We start from the raw sequence: 11721 nt of genomic DNA, 5'->3' as shown, positions 1-11721 counted from the left end.
GGGCCGGCTCGGCGGTCCGGGCCGGCTGCTGCCGCCGCTGGGCGCCCTGCTGGCGTCCGGCGCGCTGTTCCTCGGCCAGTTACTGGGGCAGACCCGCCGGCTGCACGCGCTGGCCGGCACCGGCTACGGCGAGCTGCTGCACGACGCCCTCCCGCTCTGGCGCGACGCCCGCCGCCCGCTGGACCTGGTCTTCTACGGCATCGCCGTGATCGGCGGCTTCCTGCTCACCCGCCGCGCCGCCACCCGCCAGTAGCCGGCCGCCCCGCACGGCGCGGGGCCCCCGCCGCGCGCTGCGGACAAGGGCCCCGGGCGGAGCGGTGGAAGCGGCTCAGCGGTGGTTGAGCGCCGGGTTGACGGTCACCTCGACCCGCTGGAACTCCTTGAGCTCGGTGTACCCGGTGGTCGCCATCGCCCGGCGCAGCGCGCCGAACAGGTTCATGGTGCCGTCCGGGGTGTGCGACGGGCCCGCGAGGATCTCCTCGGTGGTGCCGACGGTGCCGAGGTCGACCCGCTTGCCGCGCGGCAGCTCCTCGTGCACGGCCTCCATGCCCCAGTGGTAGCCCTTGCCGGGCGCGTCGGTGGCCCGGGCGAGCGCGGCACCGATCATCACCGCGTCGGCGCCGCAGGCGACCGCCTTCGGGATGTCGCCGCTGTAGCCGACGCCGCCGTCCGCGATGACGTGCACGTAGCGGCCGCCGGACTCGTCCATGTAGTCGCGGCGGGCGGCGGCCACGTCGGCGACGGCGGTGGCCATCGGCACCTGGATGCCGAGCACGTTGCGGGTGGTGTGCGCGGCGCCGCCGCCGAAGCCGACCAGCACGCCGGCCGCGCCGGTGCGCATGAGGTGCAGCGCGGCGGTGTAGGTGGCGCAGCCGCCGACGATGACCGGGACGTCCAGCTCGTAGATGAACTGCTTGAGGTTGAGCGGCTCGGCCGCGCCGGAGACGTGCTCGGCGGAGACCGTGGTGCCGCGGATGACGAAGACGTCGACCCCGGCGTCCACGACGGCCTTGGAGAACTCGGCGGTGCGCTGCGGCGAGAGCGCGGCGGCGGTGACCACGCCGGAGTCGCGGACCTCCTGGATCCGCTGCTTGATCAGCTCGGCCTTGATCGGCTCGGCGTAGACCTGCTGCAGGCGGCGGGTCGCGGCGGACTCGTCGGTGATCGAGGCGATCTCGTCGAGCAGCGGCTGCGGGTCCTCGTAGCGGGTCCAGAGGCCTTCCAGGTTCAGCACGCCCAGGCCGCCGAGGCGGCCGATGGTGATGGCCTGCCGCGGTGAGACCACGCTGTCCATGGGCGCGGCCAGGAACGGCAGCTCGAAGCGGTAGGCGTCGATCTGCCAGGCGATCGAGACCTCCTTCGGGTCACGCGTACGGCGGCTGGGGACGACGGCGATGTCGTCGAAGGAGTACGCCCGACGGCCGCGCTTGCCTCGCCCGATCTCGATCTCAGTCACTTCGAGCCCTTCTGGTGGTGTTGCTCATGCCCGCCGGGTCACCCCGGCCGCCCCCCAGTATCCCGCACCCGCCCGCCGTCGCACGGCGCCGCCCGCCCCCGGCCCCCCGCCGGCGCCGCCCCGACAGCCCGCAGGGCCCGCCACCCCTCGGTGGCGGGCCCTGCGGCGGGGATCCGGGATCAGCCGCGGGCGCTGTAGTTCGGCGCCTCGACGGTCATCTGGATGTCGTGCGGGTGGCTCTCCTTGAGGCCCGCCGAGGTGATCCGGACGAACCGGCCCTTGCTCTCCATCTCGGCGACGGTGGCCGCGCCGACGTAGCCCATGGTCTGGCGCAGGCCGCCGACCAGCTGGTGCAGCACCGCGGAGAGCGGGCCGCGGTAGGGCACCTGGCCCTCGATGCCCTCGGGGACGAGCTTGTCGTCCGAGGCGACCTCGGCCTGGAAGTAGCGGTCCTTGGAGTAGGAGCGGCCCTGGCCGCGGGACTGCATGGCGCCCAGCGAGCCCATGCCGCGGTAGGACTTGAACTGCTTGCCGTTGATGAACATCAGCTCGCCCGGGGACTCCTCGCAGCCGGCCAGCAGCGAGCCGAGCATCACGGTGTCGGCGCCGGCGGCGAGCGCCTTGCCGATGTCGCCGGAGTACTGCAGGCCGCCGTCGCCGATGACCGGCACGCCGGCCGCCTGGCAGGCCACGGCGGCCTCGTAGATCGCGGTGACCTGCGGGACGCCGATGCCGGCGACCACGCGGGTGGTGCAGATGGAGCCCGGGCCGACACCGACCTTGACGCCGTCCACGCCGGCGTCGATCAGCGCCTGGGCGCCGTCGCGGGTGGCGACGTTGCCGCCGACCACGTCGACCGCGACGGCCGACTTGATCTTCTCGATCCAGGCCAGCGCGTTGTGGCTGTGGCCGTGCGAGGTGTCGACGACCAGGAAGTCCACGCCCGCCTCGACCAGGGCCTGGGCGCGGTCGAAGGCCTCGGCGCTGGCGCCGACGGCGGCACCGACCAGCAGCCGGCCCTCGGCGTCCTTGGCGGCGTTCGGGTACTGCTCGGCCTTGACGAAGTCCTTGACCGTGATGAGGCCCTTGATCCGGCCGTCGTCGTCGACCAGAGGCAGCTTCTCGATCTTGTGACGGCGGAGCAGCGCCATGGCGTCGACACCGGAGATGCCGACCTTGCCGGTGATCAGCGGCATCGGGGTCATGATCTCGCGGACCTGGCGGGTGCGGTCCGTCTCGAAGGCCATGTCGCGGTTGGTGACGATGCCGAGCAGCTTGCCGCTCTCGTCGGCGATCGGCACGCCGGAGATCCGGAACTTGGCGCAGAGCGCGTCGGCCTCGGCGAGGATGGTCTCCGGGCCGACCGTGATCGGGTCGGTGACCATGCCGGACTCGGAGCGCTTCACCAGGTCGACCTGGTTGGCCTGGTCCTCGACCGACAGGTTGCGGTGCAGGACGCCGACGCCGCCCTGACGGGCCATCGCGATCGCCATCCGGGACTCGGTGACCTTGTCCATCGCCGCGGAGAGCAGCGGGATGTTGACGCGCACGTTGCGCGAGACCCGCGAGGAGGTGTCGACCTCGTTCGGCAGCACCTCGGACGCCCCCGGCAGCAGCAGGACGTCGTCGTACGTGAGTCCGAGCATCGCGAACTTCTCGGGTACGCCTGCGGCGTTGTAAGACATTTCGGGGGTACCTTCCGTGGCCGGCTCGATCAGCTCGCGCCCTGAGGGTGGGGGCGCTGTCATCAGCTCACTCGCTCGGACCGCCGAAAGCCCGGTGGCCGTTGGAGGATCCTCCAGGGGAAAACCCGTGCACACCGTCGAAACTTTGGCGACCCGCCCAGGCGCCGATACCCCATGGTACTGGCACCGCGAACGCGCTCTCGTGTGCCCTTGACAACAACGCCCGGCCGTGGGCCATTCCGCCGCTAGGACGACTCCTCGGCGAGCGCCCGCAGCCGGCTCAGCGCGCGGTGCTGGGCGACCCGCACGGCCCCCGGCGACATCCCGAGCACCTCGCCGGTCTCCTCCGCCGAGAGCCCGGCGGCCACCCGCAGCAGCACCAGCTCGCGCTGCCGGGCCGGCAGGTTGGAGAGCAGTTCCTTCGCCCAGGCCGCGTCGCTGCTGAGCAGCGCCCGCTCCTCCGGGCCGAGCGCGTCGTCCGGGACCTCCGGCAGGTCGTCCTGCGGGACCACCGTCGAGCCGGGCCCGCGCATCGCGGCCCGCTGCAGATCGGCGATCTTGTGCGCGGCGATCCCGTAGACGAAGGCCTCGAAGGGGCGCCCCTGGTCCTTGTACCGGGGCAGCGCGCAGAGCACCGCGACGCAGACCTCCTGCGCGATGTCGTCCACGTGGTGCCGGGCGCCGCCGGGCAGCCGGACCAGCCGGCCCCGGCAGTACCGCAGGGCCAGCGGGTGGACGTGGGCGAGCAGCGCGTCGATCGCCGGCCCCTCGCCCCGGACGGCGGCCGCGACCAGTGCGGCGAGCGCGCCGGGCCCGTCGGCCGGGTCCGCGTACGCCGGGCCGGGCCCGGGCGCGGAGGGCTCGGCCTCCACCGGGTCCGCCTCACCGGGAGACCCGGTCACGTCGTCACGCATCGGTCCATGGTGCCTGGTCGCGCGGGAAAACGCGGCACCGCGTCCGGAGTTGTGCACCGGAACGTTATGCGGTGCCGCCCCGGTCCGCACCACCGGCCACTCCTGCACCGTCCCGCCTCCCACCCCACCGCCAGGGGTGGTCCCGTCCGCGGCGCCGTCCGCCGAGTCTCCTGCGGCTGCGTGGTTCGCCGCAGTTCCTGTCCGCTGGTCCCCGAGGTGCTCCACTCCTCCATGGTGCAACCTCGGGACCGTAACGTCACACGCCCCCGCGCGAACAATCGTGCGGAGCGTGCCGGAACCGGCGGCGCCGGCTTCGGTCAGCGGACCAGGCCCCAGCGGAAGCCCAGCGCCACCGCGTGCGCGCGGTCCGAGGCGCCGAGCTTCTTGAACAGGCGTCGGGCATGGGTCTTGACGGTGTCCTCGGAGAGGAACAGCTCGCGGCCGATCTCGGCGTTGCTGCGGCCGTGGCTCATGCCTTCGAGCACCTGGATCTCACGCGCCGTCAAGGTCGGCGCCGCGCCCATGTCGGGGCTGCGCAGCCGGCGGGGGGCGAGCCGCCAGGTCGGGTCGGCGAGCGCCTGGGTGACGGTGGCCCGCAGTTCGGCGCGCGAGGCGTCCTTGTGCAGGTACCCCCGGGCGCCCGCGGCGACCGCGAGGGCGACGCCGTCGAGGTCCTCGGCGACGGTGAGCATGATGATCCGGGCGCCCGGGTCGGCGGACAGCAGCCGCCGGACCGTCTCCACCCCGCCGAGGCCGGGCATCCGGACGTCCATCAGGACGAGATCGGAGCGGTCGGCCACCCAGCGGCGGAGGACCTCCTCCCCGTTCGTCGCGGTGGTGACCCGGTCGACACCGGGTACGGTCGCGACCGCGCGGCGAAGCGCCTCGCGGGCGAGCGGGGAATCGTCGCAAACGAGAACGGAAGTCATGACCGTCGTCCTCCGCAGCTGATCCGCGTCACGTTGAGCCTCCTGGCTGGTACGAACCTCTCCGACACGGCCGATCGGCGTCAGACTCCGTGCTGATCGCCTGAGATTCCCCGCGATCGTTCCCGACGTCCGGCGTCCGCTAACCGCCTCCGCACTTCCAACGACCATCACTCGAATGAGTTACGGCCTTCGGGGCCATCTCCACCACTGTACGTGGCCGACCCGTTACCGATCAGCCGCATCGCGGTGCACACGCCGCACTTTTGCGCAGCTCGCGCGCGGTCGGCGTACGACCCGCACACCCGCGCGGGTCCGCGTGCGCCCGTCGGCCACCCGATTGCCACATCCGCGCCCGGCGGTCGCCGACCCGTCGGTCATGCCCACTTTGCCCGGTTTTCGAGCTTTTGTATGGTCATTGACTGTTGTGCCACTCTGTGGGTGACTTGTCCATGGAGTTGCCGTAAGTCATATTTCCAGGTGTCCACACCGCGCCGGACGCCCCGCCGTGCCGCCGCCGACGCAACCCGCCGGCGCGGCCCGCGGTCGACGACCTCTGAAGGGAATGAGCCATGGCAGATTTCTCCCGACTCCCCGGCCCCAACGCGGACCTCTGGGACTGGCAGCTCTCCGCGGCCTGCCGCGGCGTGGACAGCTCGCTCTTCTTCCACCCCGAGGGCGAGCGCGGCGCGGCCCGCAGCTCGCGCGAGGCGAGCGCCAAGGAGGTCTGCATGCGCTGCCCGGTGCGCACCGAGTGCGCCGCGCACGCGCTGGCCGTCCGCGAGCCGTACGGCGTCTGGGGAGGCCTGACCGAGGACGAGCGCGAGGAGATGATGGGCCGTTCGCGCAACCGCCTGGTGGAGGTGCCGCTCGCCGCGCCGAGCGCGGCCCAGCCGTAGGACCCCGATTTCGCCCTACCGGGAAGAAACGTTTCTTCTCGGGGAGCGGCGTGCCCGGCCGCCGCAAGCCCGGCGCGCCGACGGGTCAGCGCCCGCCGGCCGCCCCCGCCAGCCGCTCCAGCATCAGCGCCACCGCCGGCACCTCGGCGAGGTCCGGCAGGGTCAGCGCGACCACCTGCCGCACCGCCGGCGCCCCCGAGGCGGCGTGCACCGCCACCGGCGCCACCCCGTCGGGACGCACCGACTCCAGCGCCAGCCCGGGCAGCACCGCCACTCCGAGCCCAGCGGCGACCAGTCCCACCACCGCCGGGTAGTCGTCGGTCGCGAAGTCGATCCGCGGCTCGAAGCCGGCGCCCGCGCACAGCTCCACCAGGTGCCCCCGGCACTGCGGGCAGCCGGCGATCCACTGCTCCCCCGCCAGCTCGGCCAGCTCCACCGGCCCGCCGCGCCCGGCCAGCCGGTGCCCCGAGGGCAGCAGCCCCACCAGCGGGTCGTCCAGCAGCGGGGTGACCACCAGATCGGACCAGTCGACCCCCGCGCTCAGCTGCTGGGCCTCCAGATTGGCCTCGGCGCGCGCCTCCCGGGGCGTGCCGTGCGCGGGCGCCGGCGCCGGTGCGGAGGCGGATCCGGGGGCCTGCGGGTAGCGGAAGGCGAGCGCCACCTCGCACTCGCCGCCACGCAGCATCGCCAGCGACTCCGGCGGTTCCGCCTCGACCAGCGACACGCGCACACCCGGATGGCTGTCCCGCAGCCGGGCGACCGCCGGCGGCACCAGGGTCGAGCTGGCGGTCGGGAAGGACACCAGCCGCACCCGCCCGGCCCGCAGCCCGGCGATCGCCGCGATCTCCTCCTCGGCGGCGGAGAGCCCGGCGAGGATCCCGGTGGCATGCTTGAGCAGGACCCGACCGGCCTCGCTCAGCTGCATCCCGCGGCCCGAGCGGACCACCAGCGGGGTGTCCACGGACTTCTCCAGCGCCTTCATCTGCTGGCTGATGGCGGGCTGGGTGCAGCCCAGCTCGCGGGCGGCCGCGGAGAAGGAGCCGGTGCGGGCGACGGCACGCAGGACGCGCAGGTGGCGGGCCTCGATCATGAGACCAAGATATAAGGGATTCTTTGCAACACGCAAAATTCAACTGATAGTTGAATCCTGGAACACGCCGCAGGCCCGGCCCGCCTCCCCTCGCGGGGCGCGGACCGGGCCTGCGTTCAGTCGTTACGGCCTCAGTGCGAGTGGCCGTGACCGCCGTGCGAGTGACCGTTGTCGGCCTCCTCCTCCTTCTTCTCCACCACGAGGGTCTCGGTGGTGAGCAGCAGGGAGGCGATCGAGGCGGCGTTCTCCAGGGCGGAGCGGGTGACCTTGACCGGGTCGATGACGCCGGCCTTGACCAGGTCGCCGTACTCGCCGGTGGCGGCGTTGTAGCCCTGGCCCGCCTCCAGCTCGGCGACCTTGGAGGTGATGACGTAGCCCTCCAGGCCGGCGTTCTGGGCGATCCAGCGCAGCGGCTCGTGCAGCGCCTTGCGGACGACCGCGACACCGGTGGCCTCGTCGCCGGACAGGCCCAGGCCGTCGTCCAGCACCTTGGCGGCGTGGACCAGGGAGGCGCCACCACCGGCGACGATGCCCTCCTCGACCGCGGCACGGGTCGCCGAGATGGCGTCCTCCAGGCGGTGCTTGCGCTCCTTGAGCTCCACCTCGGTGGCGGCACCGACGCGGATGACGCAGACGCCGCCGGCCAGCTTGGCCAGGCGCTCCTGCAGCTTCTCGCGGTCCCAGTCCGAGTCGGTGTTGGCGATCTCGCCCTTGATCTGGGCGACGCGGCCGGCCACGGCCTCGGACTCGCCGGCACCGTCGACGACGATCGTGTCGTCCTTGGTGACGGTCACGCGGCGGGCCGAGCCCAGCACGTCCAGACCGGCCTGGTCGAGCTTGAGGCCGACCTCCTCGGAGATCACGGTGCCGCCGGTCAGCACGGCCAGGTCGCCGAGGATCGCCTTGCGGCGGTCGCCGAAGCCCGGGGCCTTGACGGCCACCGCGTTGAAGGTGCCGCGGATCTTGTTCACCACGAGGGTGGACAGCGCCTCGCCGTCGACGTCCTCGGCGATGATCAGCAGCGGGCGGGACGAGCCGCCCTGCAGGATCTTCTCCAGCAGCGGCAGCAGCTCCTGGATGGAGGAGATCTTGCCCTGGTTGATCAGGATGTACGGGTCCTCAAGGACCGCCTCCTGACGCTCGGCGTCGGTGACGAAGTACGGCGACAGGTAGCCCTTGTCGAACTGCATGCCCTCGGTGAAGTCCAGCTCCACGCCGAAGGTGTTCGACTCCTCGACGGTGATGACACCGTCCTTGCCGACCTTGTCGATCGCCTCGGCGATCAGCTCGCCGACCTGGGCGTCCTGGGCGGACAGCGTGGCGACGGCGGCGACGTCGTCCTTGCCCTCGATCTCGCGGGCGATCGACAGCAGGTGCTCGGAGACGGCGGCGACGGCCTTGTCGATGCCCTTCTTCAGGGCGGCCGGGCCGGCACCGGCGGCGACGTTGCGCAGACCCTCGTTGACCAGGGCCTGGGCCAGCACGGTGGCGGTGGTGGTGCCGTCGCCCGCGACGTCGTTGGTCTTGGTGGCGACCTCCTTGACGAGCTGCGCGCCAAGGTTCTCGTACGGGTCGTCGAGCTCGACCTCACGGGCGATGGTGACACCGTCGTTGGTGATGGTCGGGGCGCCGAACTTCTTGTCGATGACGACGTTGCGGCCCTTGGGGCCGATGGTCACCTTGACGGTGTCGGCCAGCTTGTTGACACCGCGCTCCAGCGAGCGGCGGGCGTCCTCGTCGAACTGCAGGATCTTCGCCATGTTCCCTATTCCTTCGGGGGTGCGGCCGACGCGGCGGCCGCTCGACTACGTGAACCAACAGCCACGCCCCGGCCCCCTGTCACTAGGGACACGGATCCGGGGCGTGGCTGGACGCCTTACTTCTCGATGATGGCGAGAACGTCGCGGGCGGAGAGCACCAGGTACTCCTCGCCCTGGTACTTCACCTCGGTGCCGCCGTACTTCGAGTACAGGACGATGTCACCCACGGCGACGTCGAGCGGCAGACGCTGGCCGTCCTCGAAGCGGCCCGGGCCGACGGCCAGGACGACGCCCTCCTGGGGCTTCTCCTTGGCGGTGTCCGGGATAACCAGGCCGGAGGCCGTGGTGGTCTCGGCGTCGAGCGGCTGGACCACGATGCGGTCCTCGAGCGGCTTGATGGCAACCTTGCTGCTGGTGGTCACGTCCGAGCTCCCCTTCGGAGATTACGGGGTTTTCTAACGGGTAGGGGCGAACTCGCGCGTCTGCCGTCGCGGGGGTCAGACACACGCTGTCGCGTTAGCACTCCCCCGGTGGGGAGTGCTAGGACGACCATAGGCCGCGGTTAGCACTCAGTCAACCAGAGTGCCAACGACGCGCGGATCGGCCGCGCGGGACGGACCCCGGCCGCCCCCGGTGATCGCACCCGTGTACGGCTCCCACCCGCCACCGCGAGACTGTTCGCATGACCTCGCCCCCCGCGCGCCCCGGCCCGTCCCGGCGCGCCGACCTGCTGCTCGCGCTCGCCGCCCTCCCGCTGATGGGCGGCGTCACCGCCGTGCTGCTCTTCGGCGCCCTCGCCCTGGCGACGGGCACGGCGGTGAGCGGCTCCGGCGGACTCCTCCCGGTGCTCCTCGCGGTCGGCTTCGGCCTCGGCCTCGCGCTCACGCCGGCCGTCCTGCTCGCCCGGAGCACCTGGCGGACCGGCTGGCGGCTGGTGCCGGCCGCCGCCGCGCTCTCCCCGTTCACCGCGCCCTGGTGGTTCCTGCTGACGAACTGACCGCCCCCGACCGGCGAGAATGACCCCGTGGAGAACGACGACCTGCGGCCCCTGCTGACCGACCGGGGCCAGGCCCTGCTCGCCGAACTGCGCGACTTCGCGCCCGGGGAGGAGCTGGCGCTGGCCACCCGGCTGCGCAAGGAGCACCCCGCCGGCCTGGTGTCGGCCGCCCTCGGGCAGGCGCGGCTGCGGCAGCGGGCCCGGGCCAAGTTCGGCGCCGACGCCGACCTGATGTACTTCACGCCCAACGGCGTCGAGCAGTCCACCCGGCGCGAGGTCGCCGAGTGGCGGGCGCGGCGCTTCGCGGACCTCGGGGTGAAACGGCTGGCCGACCTCTGCTGCGGGATCGGCGGCGACGTGCTGGCACTGGCCCGGGCCGGCGTCGAGGTGCTCGCCGTCGACAAGGACCCGGCCGCCTGCGCCGCCACCGCCGCCAACGCGGCCGCCCTCGGCCTGGCCGACCTGGTCGAGGTGCGCTGCGCGGACGTCGCCGACGTCGACGTCACCGGCTTCGACGCGGTCTTCACCGACCCGGCCCGGCGCACCTCGCGCGGCCGGGTCTTCGACCCCGAGGCGTACGCGCCGCCGCTGTCCTGGGCGATCGAGGCCGGCCGGCGCACCCCGGTCGGCGCGCTCAAGGTGGCCCCCGGCATCCCGCACGAGGCGGTGCCGGAGGACGCCGAGGCCGAGTGGGTCTCCGACCACGGGGACGTCAAGGAGGCGGTGCTCTGGTTCGGCACCCGGGCCGGGCACCCGCACCGCGCCACCCTGCTGCCGCAGCGGGCCAGCCTCACCGGCGGCGATCTGCCCGACCCGCCGGCCGGCCCGGTCGGCCGGTACCTGTACGAGCCGGACGGCGCGGTGATCCGCGCCCACCTGGTCGCCGAGGTCGCCGGGCGGGTGAACGGGCGGCTGATCGACCCGAAGATCGCCTACGTCACCTCGGACGAGCTGGTCGACACCCCCTACGCGCACGGCTTCGAGCTGACCGACGTGCTGCCGTTCCACATCAAGAGGCTCAAGGCGCTGCTGCGCGAGCGGGGCGTCGGCACCGTGGTGATCAAGAAGCGCGGGATGGCGATCACCCCGGAGGAGCTGCGCCGCCAGCTGAAGCCCACCGGCCCGAACGCCGTCACGGTGATCCTCAGCCGCACCGACCACGGCCCGCTGATGATGCTCGGCCACCCGGTGACCGGCCCGGCCGCGGCCGTTCAGGCGGCCGGCGTCTCGATGTAGTCCTCCAGCCGGGCCACCGCGAAGCCCTGCTCCTGGATCCTGGCCAGCAGCTCGCCGAACATCTGGGTCATCGTCTCGCCCTTGAGGTCCTTGGGCCCCCGGAAGTGGGCGAGCACGATGTCGCCGGGCCGCAGCCGCTTGTCCGCCGCCTGGTACTGCATGTCGTGGATCTGCATCGACTCGCGCCAGAGCACGATCGCCTTCGGCCCGCACTGCTGGACGGCGGAGTTGAGCGCCGGCGTGTTGGCGCCGTCGCCGTACGGCGGGCGGAACAGCAGCGGCGCGGTGCCGTACTCCCGGGTGAGCGCGGCCTGGGCGTCGCAGACCTCGGACCGCTGCCTCTCCGGCGCCACCCTGCTCAGCTGGGCGTGGTCCGTCGTGTGGTTGTGGACGTGGTTGCCGAGCGCCTGCAGCCGCTTGAAGTAGCCGTAGTCGTCCTTGACGATGTCGCGGGTCAGGAACATCGAGACCGGCACCTTGAGGTCGGTCAGCATCTCGACGAACCGCGGGTCCTTCTCGGCGCCGTCGTCGATGGTGAGGAAGACGACCTTGTCGGTGGTCTTCACCTCGCTGAACACCGGGACCGGCCCGGTCCTCTGGAGCTTCACCGGCTTGTCGGCGGGCGCGGGGGGCGCGGGCGGCAGCGGGGTGAGGTTCCACTTCGCCCAGGCGGCGGCGTCCCCGGCGGCGGGGGCGGGAGGCGCGCTCGGCGGCGGCGCGGTGGTCGCCGACGGCCGCGGGGCGGCGGACCCGGCCGG

The 11721-nt window shown here is 72.8% G+C and carries 11 protein-coding genes and 1 pseudogene; 4 read left to right on the top strand and 8 right to left on the bottom strand.

Translation table 11 applies throughout. From position 1 onward, the window contains the following. Positions 1-253: pseudogene (locus tag ABD308_RS13575) on the top strand (hypothetical protein); the annotation flags it as partial. Between the two features lie 75 nt (positions 254-328). Here the strand turns inward: ABD308_RS13575 and ABD308_RS13570 are convergent. From ABD308_RS13570 to ABD308_RS13555, 4 genes are all read right to left on the bottom strand, one after another. Further along, positions 329-1456, bottom strand: coding sequence for a GuaB3 family IMP dehydrogenase-related protein (locus tag ABD308_RS13570; RefSeq protein WP_344333097.1), 1128 nt, complete (start codon positions 1454-1456; stop codon positions 329-331). A 179-nt stretch (positions 1457-1635) separates the two neighbouring features. Continuing rightward, on the bottom strand, positions 1636-3141 hold the full coding sequence (gene guaB, locus ABD308_RS13565) for an IMP dehydrogenase (RefSeq protein WP_344333095.1): 1506 nt from the start codon (positions 3139-3141) through the stop codon (positions 1636-1638). Between the two features lie 245 nt (positions 3142-3386). Further along, positions 3387-4055, bottom strand: coding sequence for an RNA polymerase sigma factor ShbA (gene shbA, locus ABD308_RS13560; RefSeq protein ID WP_344333093.1), 669 nt, complete (start codon positions 4053-4055; stop codon positions 3387-3389). Positions 4056-4372: 317 nt separating this feature from the next. Next, complete coding sequence (locus ABD308_RS13555; protein ID WP_014136228.1) at positions 4373-4984, bottom strand: response regulator transcription factor; 612 nt, start codon at positions 4982-4984, stop codon at positions 4373-4375. Positions 4985-5553: 569 nt separating this feature from the next. On the opposite strand from ABD308_RS13555, the gene ABD308_RS13550 reads away from it, so the two are divergent. Then, positions 5554-5880, top strand: a complete 327-nt coding sequence (locus ABD308_RS13550) for a WhiB family transcriptional regulator (protein WP_344333088.1) — start codon at positions 5554-5556, stop codon at positions 5878-5880. 85 nt (positions 5881-5965) lie between these two features. On the opposite strand, the gene ABD308_RS13545 is transcribed toward ABD308_RS13550, so the two are convergent. The 3 genes from ABD308_RS13545 to groES form a co-directional block, all read right to left on the bottom strand. Next, complete coding sequence (locus tag ABD308_RS13545) at positions 5966-6970, bottom strand: LysR family transcriptional regulator (RefSeq protein ID WP_344333084.1); 1005 nt, start codon at positions 6968-6970, stop codon at positions 5966-5968. A gap of 131 nt (positions 6971-7101) precedes the next feature. Next, entirely contained in the window at positions 7102-8730 is a 1629-nt protein-coding gene (gene groL / locus ABD308_RS13540; RefSeq protein ID WP_344333080.1) for a chaperonin GroEL, read from the bottom strand. Between the two features lie 116 nt (positions 8731-8846). Further along, a complete protein-coding gene (groES, locus tag ABD308_RS13535) occupies positions 8847-9152 on the bottom strand; it encodes a co-chaperone GroES (protein ID WP_014136232.1) in 306 nt (101 codons plus the stop codon). Between the two features lie 260 nt (positions 9153-9412). Between groES and ABD308_RS13530 the strand changes: the two genes are divergently transcribed. Together ABD308_RS13530 and ABD308_RS13525 are read left to right on the top strand one after the other, a co-directional pair. Next, positions 9413-9727: a hypothetical protein gene (locus ABD308_RS13530; protein WP_344333074.1), complete on the top strand. Its 315-nt coding sequence runs from the start codon at positions 9413-9415 to the stop codon at positions 9725-9727. A 27-nt stretch (positions 9728-9754) separates the two neighbouring features. Then, complete coding sequence (locus ABD308_RS13525; RefSeq protein ID WP_344333073.1) at positions 9755-10963, top strand: THUMP-like domain-containing protein; 1209 nt, start codon at positions 9755-9757, stop codon at positions 10961-10963. Here ABD308_RS13525 and ABD308_RS13520 read toward each other — a convergent pair. Further along, positions 10939-11721 (bottom strand): polysaccharide deacetylase family protein (locus ABD308_RS13520; protein WP_344333071.1); only part of this gene is annotated, 783 nt, incomplete at its 5' end. The two genes, ABD308_RS13525 and ABD308_RS13520, sit on opposite strands and share 25 nt — an antisense overlap.

Source organism: Kitasatospora putterlickiae, from assembly GCF_039527695.1.
GTDB classification, from domain to species: Bacteria; Actinomycetota; Actinomycetes; order Streptomycetales; family Streptomycetaceae; genus Kitasatospora; species Kitasatospora putterlickiae.
This window is presented reverse-complemented; position numbering and strand designations above follow the sequence as displayed.

What these genes read in the sequence shown, in the direction of transcription:
- guaB (WP_344333095.1), bottom strand. Translation starts at nt 3,141, where the DNA reads ATGTCTTACAACGCCGCAGGCGTACCCGAGAAGTTCGCGATGCTCGGA.
- shbA (WP_344333093.1), bottom strand. Translation starts at nt 4,055, where the DNA reads ATGCGTGACGACGTGACCGGGTCTCCCGGTGAGGCGGACCCGGTGGAG.
- ABD308_RS13555 (WP_014136228.1), bottom strand. Translation starts at nt 4,984, where the DNA reads ATGACTTCCGTTCTCGTTTGCGACGATTCCCCGCTCGCCCGCGAGGCG.
- ABD308_RS13550 (WP_344333088.1), top strand. Translation starts at nt 5,554, where the DNA reads ATGGCAGATTTCTCCCGACTCCCCGGCCCCAACGCGGACCTCTGGGAC.
- ABD308_RS13545 (WP_344333084.1), bottom strand. Translation starts at nt 6,970, where the DNA reads ATGATCGAGGCCCGCCACCTGCGCGTCCTGCGTGCCGTCGCCCGCACC.
- groL (WP_344333080.1), bottom strand. Translation starts at nt 8,730, where the DNA reads ATGGCGAAGATCCTGCAGTTCGACGAGGACGCCCGCCGCTCGCTGGAG.
- ABD308_RS13530 (WP_344333074.1), top strand. Translation starts at nt 9,413, where the DNA reads ATGACCTCGCCCCCCGCGCGCCCCGGCCCGTCCCGGCGCGCCGACCTG.